Genomic DNA, 19,637 nt, shown 5'->3' on the forward strand with positions numbered 1-19,637 from the left:
ACTCGGCCACCACTCGCTCGATCGAGCTGCTCCCGAAGCGGGCCAAGGACAGGCTGCTCGAGCTGTCCATCAAGATGCACTCCACCGGCCCCGATGTGGTGGACCACTTTCTCGAGGAATCCGAAACGGCCAACAGTCAGTAGGGCTGTCGAACGCGAGGTTATTTAGTCTCCAGCACCCGTAATCCCAGCGAGAACAGCAGTCGCACGTCGGGGTCGGCCAACGACGCCGATAACACTTTCTCGATTCGGCGCACCCGGTAGCGGACCGTGTTCGGGTGCACCCGTAACGATTGCGCGGCCGCGGCGATGTCGCCGAAAGCGTCCAGATAGGTCCGCAGCGTCTCGGCCAGCACCGGATCGTCATCGCGCAGCGTCACGATCCGAGGATCGATCAATCGCTCGTCGCTAGCGACCAGGGTCACGATTTCGTCGAGCAGAACGGTCGTACGAGCTTCGGCCAACGACGTCACCTGCCCGAACGAAACCGGGTGTCGCTCAGCGCTGTCCAGCACCCGGTCGACCTCGATGCGCGCCGCGGCGACCCGGGCAAGGCCGGCGATCGGTGCGGCGATGGCCGCCCGCAACTGCACCCCGAGTTCGGCGCGCATGGCGCCGATGGTGCCGTGCACCCATGAGGTGACCGCCCGGTTGTGCGTCTGCGGGAGGAGCACATACGTGCGGGCACCGGACGGGGCGACTTGGGCATCGTGACGAAAAGCGCTGGCGCTCAGCGCAATAACGTCAGCGAGCCGAACGTGACGCGGTGAGCTGTCCGCCGCGTCCCAACCGATCAGCGCCGCGTCGCCGTCGGCGGCAAGACCGAGTTCGCTTGCGACGGCAGCCACATCGACGGGTGCGAAAGCCTCCGCATCGGTGAGGCCGAGAAGTTGCTGCACCCGGCGGGCATGCGTGGACGGCCGGGCCGCGAGCCGTGACATGATGCGGGCGGCCAGCACGGCGGCGCCTCGCACCATTTCCTCGGCGTCGTCGGCAAGTGGTTGCGAGCCCTGCTGTACCCAGATGGTTCCGGCGAACACCGGGGGCCGCCGCGCGTCGGGTGCGGGCTGGTAGACCCCGACGGCCAGTCGCGGGCGCAGACCCAACTCGGGCCGCTCGGCGACGCGGACCACGTCGCCTCCCGACCGCAACGCGTCGAAGATGCCCCACTGGGCGATCCACTCGAGATGCTCGGCCGGACCCGCCCTGCCGAGGATGGAGAGGCGGCGCAGTTCGTCGGCTTCGTCGTTGGAGGCCGAATAGGCCAGGACGTGCGATTGGGCGTTCTCGATGCTGACCATGCCGTGAATCCGGTCGGCGAGCGACTGCGCCAACCCGAACAGGTCGGTGCCCGAGTCATCCGTCGAGTCCGCGCGGTCACCGTGATGCTCCAGGACGTGGTTGACCAGCTGATAGAGCCGCTCCCAGCGGGCCTGCGGGTCAGCGGCCACCACGGCCGATCCGGCTGCAACCGCCTTGGCCACCAAGGCATTCGACGGCTCCTTGACGAAGATCGCCACCGGCACGCGCTCGCGCGCCTGCTTGTCCATCCACCGCAGGGCCTCGTCGTCGGCGACGCCCAGCAGAAAGAAGACATCGGCGGCACCCGCCGCGGCCGCCAGCCCGAGTCGCACGTCGTCGGAGTCGATCAGCGCCACCGATGCCACCGGCAGATCCAGGCCCCGGGGCGCGTCGACGAGGCTCACCAGGGTCGCGTCCAGCGCGAGTAGTAGCTGTCCCAGCCCCACGCCGGCCATGTTGTTCGATGCTACTACCGTAAGCTGTCGGGATTGTCCGATCGGCTAATTTCCTGCGCGCCCGCCGCGAGGATCCTTGCAGCATGGACGCCATAACCCAGGTCCCCATGCCGGCCAACGAACCGGTCCACGACTATGCACCGCACTCGCCGGAGCGCACCCGGCTGCGCGCCGAACTGGCGGCGCTGAACGATCAGCCCATCGACCTCCCGCATGTCATCGGCGGTGCCCACCGGATGGGAGACGGTGAGCGCATCGACGTCGTCCAGCCCCACCGGCACGCCGCGAAGCTGGGCACCCTGACCAACGCCGAGCGCGGCGACGCGACGGCGGCGATCGACGCGGCGATGGCGGCGAAAAGCGACTGGGCGGCAATGCCGTTCGATGAGCGGGCGGCGGTGTTCCTGCGCGCGGCCGACCTGCTGGCCGGGCCGTGGCGGGAGAAGATCGCCGCCGCGACGATGCTCGGCCAATCCAAGTCGGCCTACCAGGCCGAGATCGACTCGCCGTGCGAGCAGATCGACTTCTGGCGATTCAACGTGGCGTTCGCGCGGCAGATCCTGGCGCAGCAGCCGATCAGCGGAGCGGGGGAGTGGAATCGCAGCGAATACCGCCCGCTGGACGGCTTCGTGTACGCGATCACGCCGTTCAACTTCACCTCGATCGCGGGCAATTTACCGACCGCGCCGGCGCTGATGGGCAACACGGTGGTGTGGAAGCCGTCGATCACCCAGACGTTGTCGGCGTATCTGACCATGCGATTGCTCGAGGCGGCGGGATTGCCGCCCGGAGTGATCAACCTGGTGACCGGCGACGGCTTCGCCGTTTCCGATGTGGCGCTGTCCGACTCGCGGTTGGCGGGCATCCACTTCACCGGGTCGACGGCCACCTTCCAGCAGCTGTGGCAGCGGGTGGGCGCCAATATCGGCCGCTACCAGAGCTATCCGCGGCTGGTCGGCGAGACCGGAGGCAAAGACTTCGTCGTCGCGCACACCTCGGCACGCCCGGACGTGTTGTGCACGGTGCTGATTCGCGGCGCGTTCGACTACCAGGGCCAGAAGTGCTCGGCCGCATCGCGGGCCTTCATACCGCAGTCGGTGTGGCGCCGCATGGGTGACGACTTCCTGGGCAAGACCGCGGCGTTGCGCTACGGCGACGTCACCGATCTGACCAACTTCGGGGGAGCGCTGATCGACCGGCGCGCCTTCATCAAGAACGTCGACGCCATCGAGCGGGCCAAGGGCGCGGCGCACGTCACCATCGCCGTCGGTGGCGAATACGACGACAGCGAAGGTTATTTCGTGCGGCCAACGGTGTTGGTGTCCGATGATCCGACCGATGAGTCGTTCGCGACTGAATACTTCGGCCCGCTGCTGTCGGTGCACGTGTATCCCGACGACGACTTCGAGCGAATCCTCGACGTCGTAGATACCGGGTCTCGGTACGCGCTGACCGGCGCGGTCATCGCCGACGACCGCGACGCCGTGCTCACCGCCCAGCACCGGCTGCGGTTCGCGGCAGGCAACTTCTACATCAACGACAAGCCGACCGGCGCGGTCGTCGGGCGCCAGCCGTTCGGGGGGTCGCGTGGTTCGGGCACTAACGACAAGGCCGGATCGATGCTGAACATGTTGCGCTGGACGTCCGCGCGCACCATCAAGGAGACCTTCATCCCCGCAACCGAACACAGCTATCCGCACATGGGCGCCGACTGATGGCCGGACTGTTCGCCACCACCCTGCGCCCGGCGATCATGGCCGCGAGCCGCCGCGACGGCTTGCGCCGCACCGCCGAACGGCTGTCGGTCACGCGTAAGGTGGTGCACCGGTTCGTTCCTGGGGAGACGATCCATTCCGTGCTGAACAGCACCGCAGACCTACGTGATTCGGGCCGATTCGTCAGCGTCGACTATCTGGGTGAGGACGTCGACGACGCCGACGCCGCCGATGCGGCCGTGCGGATCTACCTGGATCTGATCGATGCGCTGGGCGGCCTCGGCGCGGCGAGCGGCGCGATCCGTCCCCTAGAAGTCTCGGTCAAGCTGTCGGCGCTCGGGCAGTCGCTGGACCGCGACGGGCACAAGATCGCGCGGGAGAACGCGTGGTCGATCTGCGCCGCCGCCCAGCGTGCGGGTGTGTGGGTGACCGTCGACGCCGAGAACCACACAACCACCGATTCGACGCTGCGCATCGTGCGCGACCTGCGGGCCGAATTTCCTTGGCTGGGCCTGGTTTTGCAGGCTTACCTGCGACGCACCCTGGATGACTGCGAAGAATTCGCTGCCTCCGGCGCCCGGGTGAGGCTGTGCAAGGGCGCCTACGACGAACCGGCGTCGGCGGCTTACCGCGAACCGGGCGAGGTCACCGACTCCTATCTGGCGTGCCTGCGGGTGTTGATGGCCGGGTCGGGCTACCCGATGGTGGCCTCTCATGACCCGGTGATCATCGAGGCGGCGCCGAAGATGGTGCGCGAATCAGGCCGCCCTGCAACTGGTTTCGAATACCAGATGCTTTATGGCATCCGCGACGGCGAGCAGCGGCGTCTCGCCGCGGCCGGTAACCAGGTGCGGGTGTACGTCCCGTTCGGCACCCAGTGGTACGGCTACTTCATGCGGCGGCTGGCCGAGCGGCCGGCCAACCTGGCCTTCTTCCTGCGGGCGCTGGCGCAGCCTGGCCACTGAGTGTGCGCTCAGGGCTCTGCGTGGGCGGTCAGGGTGCCGACGCGCCGACGACCACCGCCCTGGCCGCACAGCCAAAGCCCTGTCGTCGCCGCCGCGACTGAGCGTTAGGGCTCCGGGCTAAGAGATGGTGCTGCGGGGCACCGCTCGGTCATTGGACGGGGACGGGCTCGGGGTACCGGTGGGGGTGCTCGTTGGGGCGCTACTCGGGGCACTGCTCGGAGCGCTGGTCGGCGCACTGGGGGCGGAACTGGCCGGGGCACTGCTCGACGAACTGTCGGGCGAAAGCGCTTGAGGGCAGTACGCGTTGGCGGCGATTGTCGTGAATTTGGTCGCCTTCTCGTCACTGAGTGCGGAGTCCTTGGATTGGATTGCCTTGGCGATATCCGCCATAGCCGTGCCACCATCGGCGGCGTGGCACACGTAGTGGGCTGCCGTTATTGCCTGTCCCGCGTCCGAAAAGGTAAAGCCCGCCGCTCGCAGTGAGGCGATGAACGCGTCGTCAGTGGTATCGGCGCGCGCGGGCATGCCCATGCCGATGGTGACGGCAAGGCTTGTCAGGGCCGCGAGTACTAGTTTCATGGGGGTCACTAGCCCGTAATCGTCGCAGAGCGCCGATCGCCCCGCATCTTGTGCGACAACTTCCCTCGTGGCGCGCCCACCCGAGACGGCACATCCGAGGTGCGAAAGCGGGCCGGAGGTCGCGGGCCAAAGTTCGATGCCCCGATTGACGGTCAGCGCGGCTCGGTGGATTGCCGAATGACTGCGATTCACCATCGATCTCAGGTTCGGTCGGACTCTACGGGTGCGGGCTGTTGGTGGGTGGTGCAGGCGGGGCGGCGAATAAGGCTGGGTCGGCCACGGTGACACTGCGCGGCACATCGCCTGTCCGAGTCGCGACTACAGGGGTTTGGTACACCATGCCTTGATTGCCGCATTCATTGGTGAGAACGGTTTCGGTCTGAACGCCCCGGAGCGTGCCGTCAGGCTGTGGCTCCAATGACCAACTCAGCGTTGAGGTATCGGTGGCTGTTCCGCTTGTTCCGCGGCACTGTTCTGGTGGATGAAGGTAAGGCGTGTCCTGCCAGTGACCGTCGGCGAAGCGGAGAACGCGTGCACCACCTCTGGCCTCGTCGTGGTTAGCCTCGGCCAGGCGGGATCCCGTGGCGACGCATCCTGTGGCGGTGCAGGACGAACGAAACGCCCACCAATTGGTGGTCCGGGTGGTAGTGGGGTCGCCGGTTGTTGGAGCGCCGTTGGCCGTTTGCTTTGCCCAGTCGTAGTCCACGCGATAGGTGCCGTCGAGTGCCGGACCCGCGGCGGCTGTCGCAGGCGTGATGGCGGCCGGGCTGGTAGTTATTGCCGCTGGGTCGGCCACGGTCACACCAGGCGGCACATCGCCTTTCCGCGTCAACACCAACGGAGTTCGGTACACCGTTCCTTGATTGCCGCATTCATTGCCGAGAACAGTTTCGGTCTGGACGCCTCGGAGCGTGCCGTCAGCCTGTGGCTCCAAAGTCCACGTAACCGCTGCGGCCTCGGCACCTGCTGTGATTTGCCCGTTTCCTACCAGGCACCGCTGTTGCTGGATTTTGCCCTGAAGGGTCGCGGCCCGCCAGTGACCGTCGACGAAGTGCAACTCGGTTGTATCGCCTGGCGTGCGCGCCACTTGAGGGTTCTGGTCGTTTAGCCTGGTTCCCGTGGCAGCGCACTCCGGAGGTGTGCACCAAGAACGAAACGCCCACCAAGCCTTGGCGGCGTCGGTAGCGGGGTCGACAGTGCCGTTCTTGGTTCGCTTTGCCCCGTCGTAGTCCACGCCGTAAGTGCCGATGAGTACGGGACCCGCAGCGACAGCGGCTGGGGTGCTGGTTGGGGCGAAGACCTGATTGTTGATCATGTACCCGACCATCCAGCCGATGACGGCAAGCACGACCGCCGCTGCCGCCGCCCCGAGCAGGATCTTGCGCCGCCGGCGTCCCAGGCCGCTCCACCCCGGCTGCGCGGGCGCCGACTGGGCGGTAAGGCTTGGTGGTCGCTCCGGCGCCGATCTGCTGGGCGATTCGGGGCCGCCTTGCCCCGGGGCCGGGCGCACGGCGAAGAACTCCCGCGGAGCGGGGGCCCGCCCAGCGAGGGCTGTGGCGAACTGGCGGCACAGCTCGAACCGGTCGGCGGGGTCCTTGGCCAGGGCAGTCGATAGCACTTGGTCGAGCTGGGCCAAATCGGGGCGCCGATCAGCAAGCTTCGGTGGTGCTGCGTTGAGGTGTCGGCTGATGACGACGACCGGGTTGGAATGCTGATACGGCGGCGCACCCGTAAGAAGGTGAAAGGCGGTGGCGGCCAGCGAGTACTGGTCGGCGCGACCGTCAACGCCCGCGCCCATTAATTGTTCGGGTGCGCAGTAGGCGACCTGTTCCACGCTGAAATTTGCGGCGTTCGGTCCGCTGATCTCGCCCCGTTGGCGAGCTATTCCTAGGCCGGCCAACAGGATTCGCCGTTGTTCTGGATTCGTGAGCAAGATGTTGTCCGGTCTGACGTCGCAATGCAATAGGCCCCGCCGGTGGGCGTAGTCGAGCGCGTCGGCCACCGCGGTCACTATGTCGTACACGTCCTGTGCCGGCATCCCGTCCGGGTAGTGTTCTTTCATCAACTGCGCGGCGTCTCTGCCGTCGACATAGTCCATCGCGATCCACAGTTGGCCATCGAACTCGCCCCGGTCATGTACGCCGACAATGTGCGGATGGTGGAAGGTGGTGACCAGGTCGGCGTCGCGGTAGAACCGGTCTCGGAACTCAGTGTCAGCTGACACCTGCGCCGGCAGAATCTTGAGCGCGCGTTGGCCAGGCAACCTCGGGTCTTCGACCAGATAGACCTCGCCCGTCGCCCCGGAACCCAGCAGTCGCACCACTGTGTATCCAGCGAAGGTTGCACCGTTTCTCAACCTCATCCTGGGACCGTACCAAGGGATGCCCCGCACTTCAGCGCAACTTTCTCCGGGTCCACGTGCGCAACCGAAGCTCGCGAACTGCGCGACCACCAGCGGAGCCCAACCAGCCGCACCATCCCCGCGCACACGCGGCCTTAGTCGGGCACGAAAGCGGCTATCGCCGACCGGTTCGCGTCGCCGACACGGTGTGGCCCCAACAGCGGCGTTGACGTGTAAAACCATCGACCGTGCGCTCAGGGCTACGAGTTTGAACGCTGGGCGGTGACACGACCCCGACAAGCCCGCCGTGGACGCACATTCGGAGCCCGTTGCTCCCTAGCCGCGTCTAGGCCGCGCCACCACACGATCGCCGACGGCCAGCGGCTGGCCGGTCGCGTCGGCAGTCAGGCCCTCGCCGAGTTCGGCTATCTCACCGACCATTTCGTGACCCATGGCGAACGGGCATGGCAGTGGCAGCTCGCCACGGAAGATGTGCAGGTCGGAACCGCAGATGCCGGCCATCCGCAGCCGCAGCGCCGCGGTGCCCGGCGCCAGGGTTAATCAACGGGAATCCGGCCAGCTCGATGGGACCGCCGTGGGCGGTCAGGAGCGCGAGCCTCGGCATGATCGGTTGCCTCAGCCGGCCGGTGCGAGAATCAGACCGCTGGTCGGTACGCCGGTGCCGGACGTGACCAGCACGTGTTCGACGTTGTCGACCTGGTTGAAAGAGGTGCCGCGCACCTGCCGCACCCCCTCGGTGATGCCGTTCATGCCATGGATGTACGCCTCGCCGAGCAGGCCGCCGTTGGTGTTGATGGGGAAGTCTCCCCCCAGCGACAGCCGCTCGATGGTGGCGAAGTCCTTCGCCTCGCCGCGCCCGCAGAATCCGAGTTCCTCGAGTTGGGCGAACACGAACGGCGTGAAATGGTCGTAGATGAAGGCGGTTTGGATGTCTTGCGGTTTGCACCCCGAGTCGCGCCACAGCTGACGGGCCACCACGCCCATCTCGGGCAGCCCGGTGATCTCGTCGCGGTAGTAGCTCGTCATCATCTCGCCGTTGTGGGCCGCGCCCTGGGCGGCCGCGGCGATGATGGCGGGCGGCTGCCGCAGGTCGCGGGCACGCTCGGCGCTGGTGATGACCAGCGCGACGCCACCGTCGCTCTCCTGGCAGCAATCCAGCAGGCGGAGCACGGGTTCGACGATCCAGCGCGAATTCTGGTGATCTTCTAGGGTGATCGGGCGCTGGTAGAACCACGCGTCGGGGTTGGTCGCCGCGTGCTTGCGGTCGACGACGGCGATCCTGCCGAAGTCCTCGTTGGTGACGCCATACGTCGACATGTAGCGCTGCGCGTGCACGGCGACCCAGGCCGCGGGGGTGAGCAGCCCGAACGGCGCGTAATGCGCCATGAACAACGGTGTTTCGGCCATGCTGCGACCGCTGCCGCCGAACCGGAAGCCCGACCGTTCGTTGAATGCCCGCCAGCAGACCACGACGTCGGCGACACCGGTGGCGACGGCCATCGCCGCGTGTACGACGGTGCCCGCGGCAGCCCCGCCGCCGTGGTGCACGCGGGAGAAGAAGTTGAGGTCGCCGATGCCCACGTTGCGGGCGATGTCGATCTCGTCGCTGGCATCCATCGTGAACGTGACCATGCCGTCGACGTCACCGGGGGCCAGGCCGGCGTCGTCGAGTGCGGCGCTGACCGCCTCGCACGCCAATTGCAGCTCGCTGCGCCCCGATTCCTTCGAGAACTCCGTCTGGCCGATCCCGACGATGGCCGCGGCGCCCGGCAGCGTCCGGCTCATGCGCCCGACCCGTCGAGCAGGCTGAGCAACGCGGTGCCGGACACGTGGTCGCCCAGGCTGTTGGCGCCGGCGAACGTCACCTCGACGAAGTTTTCGCCGTCCGACCCTTCGGTCTTGCCGGTGACGCTACCGGTGAACCGCAGCGGGTCGTCGGGGAAGCACGGCACGCCAAGGCGAATCGACAGGTTCTTCACCATCGCCTCGGGTCCGGCCCAGTCGGTGAGGAAGCGCACGCAGTAGCCGTTGGTGGTCAGGATGTTCATGAACAGGTTGGGCGAGCCCTGCTGCTTGGCGTAGTCGCGGTCGTGATGCACCGGCATGAAGTCCCGGGTGGCGATGGCGCCGGCGACGATCATCGTTGTGGTGATCGGGATTTCGAGCGGGGTGACCTCGTCGCCCTCCGCGATTTCTTGCCATCGCAGGGTCGTGGTCCGGCTGGAGGTGGTCGTCATGCGGATCCTTCCGAATAGGTTGCGCCGAGGCGGGCCAGTTGGGCCGAAGCCGGACCGAGGGACAAGCCGAAATCCATGACCACGCCTAGCCGCTGGGCCGGAACTGGTGTAGTACGAGGCCGTCGTCGAACGCCTGGTAGTAGACCTCCACCGGCAGCCCTGGCGTCACATCGGAAGGGTCGATCCCGGTCAGGTTGGATACCAGACGTACGCCTTCTTCCAGCTCCACCAGAACGACGACGTAGGGATATTCGAAGAACGAAAACTTGGGCTCGTGCGGCATCACGAAGCTGTAGACCGTTCCGCGGCCGGACGACTCGATCGCCGTCCACTCCAGCGAACGGCAGTGCGGGCACATCGGGCGCGGCGGATGCCGCAGCTTCCCACAGCCACCGCAGCGCTGGATCAGAAGTCTGTTCTCCCGCAAACCATTCCAGAAGAATTCGGTGTCCGGGGTGATCGCCGGCGCCAGACGAGTCGCCATCAGTTTGCCGGTCTGAATCGCAGGACCCGAAATCGCTGCCGTCCCAACACCTCACCGTTCTGGTCAGTGTAGGTGGTCAGCCAGGTCAGGAAGAAGCCGGTGCCCAGCGCCGTCTTTTTCTCGTCGGAGACCGACTCGTAGACCGTCGTCGCGCTGATCACGTCGCCCAGTCGCGGGTACCGCTCGATCTCGAACTCCGAATTGGTCGCGACAGTGCTCGTGTAGCCGGCCTCATCAAGGAACGCCGTTGGATTGCTCTGGATTTCAACGGGAGCCCCGCCCCGTTCGCCGATTCCCTCCAGCTTCGGCGATGGCATGGTCCACGTCTGCAGCATCACCGGCGGTGAGACTATGTCGCCGAACCGTGACGACGCGGCGAACTCCGGATCGATGTAGACGGGGTTCATGTCGGCCATCGCATACGCCCAGTGCCGGATCATCGGCTGGTTCACCGGGTCCGGTGCCAGCGACGGTTTCCCGGTGCCACCGGTGGGCTGTCCGATGAGGGCCCGCACCTTGGCGCTGACGGTTTCTGAGTCGGTCACTTGGCAAGGCCCCTCTCACAGGATCCGACAGATTGATGCGATCTGTCACGCGAAATGTGTGTACTCTGCGCCGTCGCGCGCTGTCAATACGACAGCAAAGCACGGGAATAGCGGGGAATTCGCGCGAATGAAGATTGACGGCGGCTGCCGGGGCGAGTACACCAAGTGATCAGATGACCGGAGGACGCAGATGGCCGATTCACCCGCTCTTGTCCAGACCTATCAGCTCTACATCGACGGCGACTGGGTCGAGCCGCAGGACGGCCGCTACGACGACGTTTCGCCGTCCACCGAGGCCGTCATCGCTACCGCGCCCGATGCCAGCGTGGCGCAGGTCGGCGACGCGATCGCGGCCGCGCGGCGCGCCTTCGACAGCGGACCGTGGGGCACGATGTCCGCCGAGCAGCGCGCCGGGTGTCTGAACCAGCTGGGCGAGGCGCTGACCAAGCACGCCGACGACTTCTTCGCGCTGTCCCAGGTGGAATGGGGCTGCATCGCCAACGAGCGGATGATGCAGATCGACGGTGCCGGGTTCATGTCCATGCATGCCGCCCAGCTCGCCACCCAACTGGTCGACCAGGAGGTCAGCGGCATCAGCGCCGGAACCACGTTGCTCCGGCACGCGCCGCTGGGTGTCGTATCGGTGCTGACGCCGTGGAACTTTCCGCACTGCCTGAACGTGATGAAGATCAATCACGCTCTGGCCGCGGGAAATACGGTGGTGCTCAAGCCCTCTCCGCTGACACCGCTGGCGGGGCTGGCGTTGGCGCAGCTCATCGACGAGCACACCGACATTCCGCCCGGGGTGGTCAACGTGGTCACGCCGTCGGGTGTCGATGCGGCCAAGCTGCTGACCACCGATCCGCGCATCGACATGGTGAGCTTCACCGGCAGCTCGGTCGTCGGTCGCCAGGTCATGTCCGCCGCCGGCGACACGATGAAGCGAATCCTGTTGGAACTGGGCGGCAAGTCGGCCAGCATCGTCCTCGACGACGCACAAGTGACCGACGAGATGCTGCGGCAGATGCTGTTCGAATCCTGTTCCCTGCACGCCGGACAGGCCTGCATCCTGCACAGCCGGCTCCTGTTGCCTGATTCGCTGCACGACGACATCGTCGATCGCCTTGCGGCGCTGGCCCGCGACATCAAGGTGGGTGACCCCACCGATCCCGACGTGCAGATGGGTCCGTTGATCAGTGCGGCGCAACGCGACCGGGTCGAGGCGCACGTCGCAGGCGCCCGAAGTGATGGTGCGAAGCTGGTGACCGGCGGCGGCCGGCCGGCCGGCTTGGACGTCGGCTACTACTTCGAACCGACGATCCTGTCCGGTGTGGAGCCGAATTCGACTATCGCGCAAGAGGAAGTGTTCGGCCCGGTGCTGACCGTGCTGCGCTACCGAGACGACGACGACGCCGTCGCCATCGCGAACAACTCGCAATACGGGCTCTCCGGTGCGGTGTGGGGTGAAGATGTGGACCGCGCCGTCGGTGTGGCGCGCCGCATCCGTACCGGCCAGATCGCGGTCAACGGCATCAGCCCCGGCGGCGCGCCGTTCGGCGGCTTCAAGCTCAGCGGGCTGGGCCGTGAGGGCGGCGGCATCGGCGGGTTGCACCAATACATGGAGCAGATGGCGATCGGGGTTCCCGCGTAGCTCGTCGGCGAGCCCGGTGTGCCCTAAGTCTGATGTTGGATTCTCGACGCAGATTTGTCTCTGCGCCGCCGGCGGCCCCGGCGGAAAGCAACCGGGCCCGCTTTGGTGAACCGCACATCACATGCCAAGCTGCTCGACATGGTCATGGAGATCGCCCGCCCCAAGCTCGAGGGAAACGTCGCCGTCGGCGAGGACCGCCAGATCGGCTTCGCGGAGTTCGGTGACCCGCAGGGCAGGGCATTCTTCTGGCTGCACGGCACCCCGGGCGCCCGCCGCCAGATTCCCACCGAGGCCCGCCTCTACGCCGAACAGCACAAGATCCGGCTGATAGGCCTGGACCGGCCCGGGATCGGCTCGTCGACGCCGCACCGGTACGAGAACATCCGGGCATTCGGCGACGACCTGCGGACCATCGCGGACATCCTGGGTATCGACCAGATGGCAGTCATCGGTCTGTCCGGCGGGGGCCCCTACGCGCTGGCGTCCGCCGCGGTGCTGCCCGACCGGGTCGTAGCCGTCGGTGTGCTCGGTGGCGTCGCGCCTTTCGTCGGCGACGAGGGAATCACCAGCGGCCTGATGAATCTGGGCAAGCGGGTGGCGCCCCTGCTGCAGCTGGCGGGTGACCCGCTACGGATCGGCGCGAGCCTGGTGGTCCGGGCGGTCCGCCCCGTCGCGAATCCCGCGCTCTATCTATATGCGGCGATATCGCCCGAAGGCGACCGGCGCCTGCTGACCCGGCCCGAGTTCGGGGCCATGTTCCTCGACGACCTGCTCAACGGCAGCCGCAAGCAGCTGGCGGCCCCGTTCAACGACATCATCCTGTTCACCCGGGACTGGGGATTCCGGCTCGACGAGGTCAAGGTGCCGGTGCGGTGGTGGCACGGCGACAGCGACCACATCGTGCCGTTCGCCCACGGCCAGCACGTCGTGGCCTTGCTGCCCGACTGCGAGCTGATCGTGCTGCCGGGTGAAAGCCACCTCGGCGGGCTGGGCCGCGGCGAGGAGATCCTGTCCACCCTGACCAAGATCTGGGACGAGCGAGGCTGACCTTTCTCCGGGCAGGGTAGCCTGCTCAGGTGCTGCTGGCGTCCCTGAATCCCGCGGCGCTCACCGCCACCGATATCGCCGACGCGGTGCGCATCGACGGCACCGTGTTCAGCCGCAGCGACCTCGTCGCTGCCGCCACCTCGGTGGCCGAGCGGGCGGGCGGCGCGGGCCGGGTTGCCATCCTCGCCGCCCCGACGGCCGCGACCGTGCTGGCGGTCGCCGGCTGCCTGATCGCCGGGGTGCCCTTTGTCCCGGTGCCCGCCGACGTCGGCGCGGCCGAACGCCGGCACATGCTCACCGATTCCGGTGTGCAGGCTTGGCTCGGGCCGGCGCCCGACGAGGCGGAAGGCCTGCCGCACATCCCGGTGCGGCTGCACGCCCGCTCCTGGCACTGCTATGCCGAGCCGTCGCCGGATGCCACCGCCATGATCATCTACACCTCGGGCACGACCGGGCTGCCCAAAGGAGTGGTACTGAGCCGACGGGCGATCGCGGCCGACCTCGATGCCCTGGCGGAAGCCTGGCAATGGACGGCCGACGACGTCTTGGTGCACGGGCTGCCGCTCTTTCACGTGCACGGCCTGGTGCTGGGCCTGCTCGGCTCGCTGCGGATCGGAAATCGTTTCATCCACACCGGCAAGGCGACACCGGCGGGCTACGCGCAGGCCGCGACCGAGCACGGGGGCACGCTGTTCTTCGGGGTGCCCACGGTGTGGTCGCGGGTCGGGGCCGACGAGCCGGCCGCCCGGGCGCTGCGCCCGGCGCGGTTACTGGTCTCCGGAAGCGCGCCGCTGCCGGTTCCGGTGTTCGACCGGCTGGCTGGGCTCACCGGACACCAACCCATCGAACGCTACGGCGCGTCGGAATCGCTGATCACCATCTCCACGCGGGCCGACGGTGAGCGACGCCCGGGCTGGGTGGGCCTGCCGCTCACCGGTGTCCAAACTCAGGTGGTGGACGACGACGGCGGGGTGGTGCCGCACGACGGCGAGACGGTCGGGAAGCTGCACGTGCGCGGGCCGATGATGTTCGACGGCTACCTGAACCGGCCGGACGCCACCGCCGAGGCGTTCGACGCCGACGGCTGGTACCGCACCGGTGACGTCGCGGTGATCGACGCCGACGGGATGCACCGCATCGTCGGACGGGAGTCGGTCGACCTGATCAAATCCGGCGGTTACCGCATCGGCGCGGGCGAGATCGAAACGGTGCTGCTCGGTCATCCCGGAGTCCAGGAGGCGGCCGTCATCGGGATGCCGGATGACGACCTGGGTCAGCGCATCGTCGCCTACGTCGTCGGATCGGCCGCCGGTGACGAACTGATCGACTATGTCGCTCAAGAGCTTTCGGTGCACAAGCGGCCGCGTGAGGTGCGCATCGTGGACGCGCTGCCGCGCAACGCCATGGGCAAAGTCCTCAAGAAGCAGCTGCTGACCGAAGGCTGAGCGGCCGCTCAACCGGGCGCAGCCCGGGTAAGCCGGGTGCCGAGACACGCAGCAATTTGCCAGGCTCAGGGCCGGGCGTGCCCGCGAAGCTTCACCTACCGTCGTAACCGTGCATCGACGTAACCGGACGGCGCGAGGCCGCCGTGGGTGAGGCGACTCGGCCCGCGGGCCCTGCCGCGCGTACCCCCATGCGGCGGATCGCGACGGCCTGTCTCGTGGGCTCGGCCATCGAGTTCTACGACTTCCTGATCTACGGAACCGCGGCCGCCCTGGTGTTTCCCGCGGTGTTCTTCCCACACCTCGGCCCGACGGTGGCCACCATCGCCTCGATGGCGACGTTCGCGACGGCGTTCCTGTCCCGCCCGTTGGGCGCCGCGGTCTTCGGGTACTTCGGGGACCGGCTGGGTCGCAAGAAGACACTGGTCGCCACCCTGCTGATCATGGGCGCATCGACGGTCAGCGTGGGCCTGGTCCCCACCACGGCGTCGATCGGGGCCGCGGCGCCCTTGATCCTCATCGTGCTGCGCCTGCTGCAAGGCTTCGCCGTCGGCGGCGAATGGGCCGGCTCGGTCCTGTTGAGCGCCGAATACGCGCCCCCTGGCAAACGCGGCTGGTACGGCATGTTCACTTCGCTGGGCGGCGGCACGGCGGGGATATTGGCCAGCCTGACGTTCCTCGCCGTCAGCCTCACCATGGGGGAGAGCAGCCCGGCATTCATGGAATGGGGCTGGCGGGTGCCGTTCCTGATCAGCAGCGGGCTGATCGGCATCGCCCTCTACGTGCGGCTCAACATCGACGAGACCCCGCTGTTCGTCCAGGAGAAGGCCCGCAATCTGGTGCCCAAAGCGCCACTGGCAGAGCTGGTGCGGCTGCAGCGACGCGAGATCGTGCTGGTCGCGGGCTGCTTCCTGGGCGGCATGGGCTTCGTCTATCTGGGCAACACCTTCCTCGTCATGTACGCCCACTCCCATCTGGGTTATTCACGCAGCTTCATCTGGGGCGTAGGCGCGCTGGCCGGGCTGACCAGCATCGTGTTCGTCTCGTTCGGGGCATGGCTGTCCGATCGCGTCGGGCGTCGCCGCGTGATGCTGAGCGGGCTGGCGGCGTGTCTGCCGTGGTCCTTCGTGGTCATTCCGCTGATGGATACCGGCAGCCCCGCGATGTACGCGGTGGCCGTCCTCGGCATGTTCGCCTGCGCGGCGATAGCCAACGGCCCCACGGGGGCCTTCGTTCCCGAGTTGTTCGCCACGCGCTACCGCTACAGCGGCGCAGCGGTGGCGATGAACCTGGCCGGCGTCCTCGGCGCCGCCGTGCCGCCGCTGTTGGCGGGCACCCTGTTGGCGACATACGGCAGCTGGGCCATCGGGGTGATGATGGCGACCCTGGTAACGACCAGCCTCGTGTGCGTCTCTCTGCTGCCCGAAACCAAAGGAACCGCGCTGGGCGCGGCCCCGGCCGCCGACAGGGTCCCCGCCGACTTATAGGAGCACGCGTCAGTTGGCGTGCAAGTCCTCGTTGAGGGCAATGCCCTGACCGCGGGCCACGACTTCCACCGCCCCGGTCACCGAATTGCGGCGGAACAACAAGTTGTTGCCGCCGGACAGCTCCAGCGCCTTCATCGTTTTGCCTTCGGGCGTAATGACTTTGGTGCCGGCGGTGACGTACAGGCCGGCTTCGACGACGCAGTCGTCGCCCAATGAGATACCCAGGCCGGCGTTGGCGCCGAGCAGGCAGCGCTTGCCGATCGAGATCACCTCGGTGCCGCCGCCGGACAGCGTGCCCATGATGGAGGCCCCGCCACCGATGTCGGAGCCGTCGTCCACCACCACGCCCGCGGAGATGCGTCCCTCCACCATGGACGCGCCCAGGGTGCCGGCGTTGTAGTTGACGAAGCCCTCGTGCATCACCGTCGTGCCCGGCGCCAGGTGGGCGCCCAGCCGCACCCGGTCGGCATCGGCGATGCGCACCCCGGTCGGCAGAACGTAATCGACCATGCGCGGGAACTTGTCGACGCCGTAGACCGTGACCGATCCGTGGCGCCGCAGCCGGGCCCGGACGGCCTCAAAGCCCTCGACGGCGCACGGTCCGCGATTAGTCCAGACCACGTTGGTTAATACCCCGAATAAGCCGCCGGCGTTCAGCCCATGCGGCGCCACCAATCGGTGCGAGAGCAGATGCAATCGCAGGTAGGCGTCGTAGGCGTCGGCGGCCACGTCATCCAGAGAGCCGATGACCGTGCGCACGGCGACGGTCTCGGTGCCGCGGTCGTCGTCCCGACCGATCAGCGCCGTCAGCTCCTGGGGAACATCGGACAGCGCCAGCCGCGACGTCGCGCCGGTGCCCGATTTGGTCAGTTCCGGTGCGGGGAACCACGTGTCGAGGATCGATCCGTCGGCGGCCAGCGTTGCCAGCCCGATACCTGCAGCTCCAGTCACGGCGGACAGGTTACTTCGTGTGGTGGCACCAGGTCCCGCCCGCCCTGCGGGAGCGCTGCATCAGGGCCGCGCAGTCACCCGTGCGTGCGCTCAACGACCGACGCGCACAAGGCGATTCGTGACGTTGGGGCGCGCCGTCCGTGGTCCTGAGCGTTCGGCTTCGGCAGTCCTAGCAGGTCAAGGCGTGAATTTCGCCGTTTCGGGTACGCAGCCTCCGGGGTCGTTACCGGCCTGGCCAAAGGCCCCTTTGTCGCCGGCCCGCTGTGGCCGCTTGATTGCGGAGGAGAAAGAACATGTCCTTTGTCACCATACGGCCCGAGGCGCTGCTGGCCGCGGCGAGCACGCTCGAAGGCCTCGGCGCTTCGATGGCCGCCCAGGACGCCGCCGCCGCGGCTCCCACCACGAGCATCGCCCCCGCGGCCGCCGACGAAGTGTCCGCACTGCAGGCGGCGCAATTCTCCGCCTACGGCGCGTGGTACCAGCAGGTCAGCGCCCAGGCGAAGGCGATTCACCAAGACCTGGTGAACAACCTGGACAGTAACGCCGGTTCGTACGGAACCACGGAAGCCGCGAACAAGGTCACCACCAGCGCCGCGGCGTTGCCCGCCGCCGCGCCGGCCGCCGCTGCCGCCGACCCACCGCCCGGGGACGCTGCCCTCGGCACCACCATCGAGTGGGGTCAGAACGTCGGCTCCGCGGCCTCGGACTTCATCACCTTGGGCGAGGGGCAGTTCGCTCCCGTTCCCGGCGCGGCCGGGATCCCCGACTTCACCGGGGGGCTCACCTCGACAGCAGCGCCCGCGAGCGCGCCCGCGCCAGCGCCCGCAGCCGTGGGTGGGGCGCCGTTGCTGGCGAGCATGGGCCGGGGACCCTCGATCGGCGCGTTGTCGGTACCGCCTAGTTGGGCGGGAAGTGGCGTCCCCGAGGCGACCTCGACCCCGGTGACGCTGACCGGCGCGGGATTCACCACCGCGCCCCCGGCGACGACCGTGAACGCCATCCCGGGTGGCGTGCCGTCGATGGCCACCGCCGGACGCGGCGGCTACGGCCTCGGTGCGCCCCGCTACGGCGTCAAGCCCACCGTGATGCCCAAGCCCGCCGTTTAACACCTCCGAACCTCAGCAAGAACAGGAGCAAGACAATGACTTTCGACTTCGGAGCACTGCCCCCAGAGTTGAATTCCTTGCGCATGTACACCGGCGCGGGAGTCGGTCCGATGATGGCCGCGGCCGCGGCCTTCAGCAGCTTGGCCGACGAATTGAGTACGACGGCCACGGCCAGCCAGGCGGCGATCTCGAATCTGACCGGCGAGGAGTGGATGGGGCCGTCGTCGGTCACGATGGCCACCGCCGCCGCGCCGTATGTGACGTGGATGAATACCACCGCTGCGCAGCTGCAACAGGCGGCCACCCAAGCCATGGCATCGGCGGCGGCTTACGAGGCGGCCTTTGCGATGACGGTGCCGCCGCCGCTGGTAGCGGCCAACCGGGCCCAGTTGGCGGCCCTCGTCGCGACCAACGTCCTGGGCCAGAACACGCCCGCCATCGCGGCCACCGAGGCGCAGTACGGCGAGATGTGGTCCCAAGACGCCGCCGCCATGTACAGCTACGCCGCGGCTTCGGCGGCAGCGGCGAGGTTGAGCCCGTTGACATCTCCGGCACCCACCAACAGCCCGGGCGGGCTGGGCGCGCAGACGGCGGCGACGGCCGCGCAGACGAGTGGGCTCCGCTCGGTCGTCGCCAACGTGCCCAACGCCGTGCAGTCGTTCGCCGCGCCCGCCGCACCGGCGGCCCCGCCGGGCCTGAACGCCCTGGACAGCGTGCTCGGCGACCCCGTGGTGTCCAATGTCGGCAACGCCGGATTCGACATCGTGTCGTGGAACGTGTTCAACACCATCGTGTCCAACATCCTGTACAACCACACCCTCGACGCGGCGGCTTCCGCCGGCGTCGCCGGTGATCTGGGAGGCGCGGTCGGCTCCGGAGCCCTGGTGAGTGCCCCGGCACCGGTCAGCACCGCGGGCGTCGGTGCCGCACCGGTAATGGCGAGCATGGGCTCGGCGTCCCCGGTCGGCGGATTGTCGACGCCCGTCGCGTGGTCGGCGGCCACGCCTCGGGTCCCCGCCGCGACGGTCGCGGGCACGGGGTGGACCGCGCCCACCGAAGACGCGCACACCACATGGGCGTCCGGCATGCCTGCGGTCGCCTCGGCGGGGCGGGGCGGTTACGGCATGGGGCCTCGTTACGGCGTGAAGCCCAAGGTGATGCCCACGCAGTTGCTCGTCTAGCCGCCAGCGCCCGGCTCCGCCGCGCGTGCGATCGCCACGGGATCGAGGGTGGCGACCCGCTGCGCCCGGCTCCGCCGCGCTTGCGATCGCCACGGGATCGAGGGTGGCGACCCTGCGCCCGGCTCCGCC

General features: G+C 67.9%; 17 protein-coding genes and 1 pseudogene. 9 read left to right on the forward strand and 9 right to left on the reverse strand.

What is annotated here, in order from left to right; genetic code table 11:
- Window positions 1-143 (forward strand): DUF6955 family protein (locus tag AC5Y4H_RS17840; RefSeq protein ID WP_499983799.1); only part of this gene is annotated, 143 nt, incomplete at its 5' end.
- A 17-nt stretch (window positions 144-160) separates the two neighbouring features.
- On the opposite strand, the gene AC5Y4H_RS17845 is transcribed toward AC5Y4H_RS17840, so the two are convergent.
- On the reverse strand, window positions 161-1,756 hold the full coding sequence (locus AC5Y4H_RS17845; protein ID WP_499983636.1) for a PucR family transcriptional regulator: 1,596 nt from the start codon (window positions 1,754-1,756) through the stop codon (window positions 161-163).
- Window positions 1,757-1,839: 83 nt separating this feature from the next.
- On the opposite strand from AC5Y4H_RS17845, the gene pruA reads away from it, so the two are divergent.
- Both pruA and AC5Y4H_RS17855 read left to right on the forward strand, forming a co-directional pair.
- Entirely contained in the window at window positions 1,840-3,471 is a 1,632-nt protein-coding gene (gene pruA, locus AC5Y4H_RS17850) for an L-glutamate gamma-semialdehyde dehydrogenase (protein WP_499983638.1), read from the forward strand.
- Complete coding sequence (locus tag AC5Y4H_RS17855) at window positions 3,471-4,436, forward strand: proline dehydrogenase family protein (RefSeq protein ID WP_499983641.1); 966 nt, start codon at window positions 3,471-3,473, stop codon at window positions 4,434-4,436. The genes pruA and AC5Y4H_RS17855 overlap by 1 nt, the downstream gene beginning before the upstream one ends.
- A 348-nt stretch (window positions 4,437-4,784) precedes the next feature.
- Here AC5Y4H_RS17855 and AC5Y4H_RS17860 read toward each other — a convergent pair.
- From AC5Y4H_RS17860 to AC5Y4H_RS17890, 7 genes and pseudogenes are all read right to left on the reverse strand, one after another.
- A pseudogene (locus AC5Y4H_RS17860) lies at window positions 4,785-5,315 on the reverse strand (DUF732 domain-containing protein); the annotation flags it as partial.
- Window positions 5,233-7,377 (reverse strand): serine/threonine-protein kinase, encoded by a 2,145-nt coding sequence (locus tag AC5Y4H_RS17865; RefSeq protein ID WP_499983643.1) that lies wholly within the window; start codon window positions 7,375-7,377, stop codon window positions 5,233-5,235. The pseudogene AC5Y4H_RS17860 and the gene AC5Y4H_RS17865, both read right to left, overlap by 83 nt.
- Before the next feature lie 315 nt (window positions 7,378-7,692).
- On the reverse strand, window positions 7,693-7,878 hold the full coding sequence (locus AC5Y4H_RS17870) for an alcohol dehydrogenase catalytic domain-containing protein (RefSeq protein ID WP_499983644.1): 186 nt from the start codon (window positions 7,876-7,878) through the stop codon (window positions 7,693-7,695).
- 114 nt (window positions 7,879-7,992) lie between these two features.
- Window positions 7,993-9,162, reverse strand: coding sequence for a lipid-transfer protein (locus tag AC5Y4H_RS17875; RefSeq protein WP_499983645.1), 1,170 nt, complete (start codon window positions 9,160-9,162; stop codon window positions 7,993-7,995).
- A complete protein-coding gene (locus tag AC5Y4H_RS17880) occupies window positions 9,159-9,614 on the reverse strand; it encodes a MaoC family dehydratase (protein ID WP_499983646.1) in 456 nt (151 codons plus the stop codon). Before AC5Y4H_RS17880 ends, AC5Y4H_RS17875 begins: the two co-directional genes overlap by 4 nt.
- An 85-nt stretch (window positions 9,615-9,699) precedes the next feature.
- Window positions 9,700-10,098, reverse strand: coding sequence for a Zn-ribbon domain-containing OB-fold protein (locus AC5Y4H_RS17885; protein ID WP_499983648.1), 399 nt, complete (start codon window positions 10,096-10,098; stop codon window positions 9,700-9,702).
- The gene (locus AC5Y4H_RS17890; protein WP_499983649.1) at window positions 10,098-10,643 is read right to left on the reverse strand and encodes an FAS1-like dehydratase domain-containing protein; all 546 of its coding nucleotides are present in this window, start codon (window positions 10,641-10,643) and stop codon (window positions 10,098-10,100) included. The genes AC5Y4H_RS17885 and AC5Y4H_RS17890 overlap by 1 nt, the downstream gene beginning before the upstream one ends.
- Before the next feature lie 190 nt (window positions 10,644-10,833).
- Between AC5Y4H_RS17890 and AC5Y4H_RS17895 the strand changes: the two genes are divergently transcribed.
- From AC5Y4H_RS17895 to AC5Y4H_RS17910, 4 genes are all read left to right on the forward strand, one after another.
- Complete coding sequence (locus AC5Y4H_RS17895; RefSeq protein WP_499983650.1) at window positions 10,834-12,294, forward strand: aldehyde dehydrogenase family protein; 1,461 nt, start codon at window positions 10,834-10,836, stop codon at window positions 12,292-12,294.
- Between the two features lie 138 nt (window positions 12,295-12,432).
- Window positions 12,433-13,341, forward strand: coding sequence for an alpha/beta fold hydrolase (locus AC5Y4H_RS17900; protein WP_499983802.1), 909 nt, complete (start codon window positions 12,433-12,435; stop codon window positions 13,339-13,341).
- Between the two features lie 29 nt (window positions 13,342-13,370).
- Complete coding sequence (locus AC5Y4H_RS17905) at window positions 13,371-14,786, forward strand: acyl-CoA synthetase (RefSeq protein ID WP_499983652.1); 1,416 nt, start codon at window positions 13,371-13,373, stop codon at window positions 14,784-14,786.
- Window positions 14,787-14,974: 188 nt separating this feature from the next.
- Window positions 14,975-16,270, forward strand: a complete 1,296-nt coding sequence (locus tag AC5Y4H_RS17910) for an MFS transporter (RefSeq protein ID WP_499983803.1) — start codon at window positions 14,975-14,977, stop codon at window positions 16,268-16,270.
- 9 nt (window positions 16,271-16,279) lie between these two features.
- On the opposite strand, the gene dapD is transcribed toward AC5Y4H_RS17910, so the two are convergent.
- The gene (gene dapD, locus AC5Y4H_RS17915; RefSeq protein ID WP_499983804.1) at window positions 16,280-17,230 is read right to left on the reverse strand and encodes a 2,3,4,5-tetrahydropyridine-2,6-dicarboxylate N-succinyltransferase; all 951 of its coding nucleotides are present in this window, start codon (window positions 17,228-17,230) and stop codon (window positions 16,280-16,282) included.
- 284 nt (window positions 17,231-17,514) lie between these two features.
- Here dapD and AC5Y4H_RS17920 point away from each other — a divergent pair, with 284 nt between their 5' ends.
- The gene (locus AC5Y4H_RS17920) at window positions 17,515-18,327 is read left to right on the forward strand and encodes a PPE family protein, SVP subgroup (protein WP_499983654.1); all 813 of its coding nucleotides are present in this window, start codon (window positions 17,515-17,517) and stop codon (window positions 18,325-18,327) included.
- A 35-nt stretch (window positions 18,328-18,362) separates the two neighbouring features.
- Window positions 18,363-19,508 carry a PPE family protein gene (locus AC5Y4H_RS17925; RefSeq protein ID WP_499983656.1) on the forward strand — a complete coding sequence of 382 codons (1,146 nt, stop codon included), beginning with the start codon at window positions 18,363-18,365 and terminating at the stop codon, window positions 19,506-19,508.
- The last annotated feature ends 129 nt before the right edge of the window (window positions 19,509-19,637 follow it).

This window comes from Mycobacterium sp. NGS58, assembly GCF_059812385.1.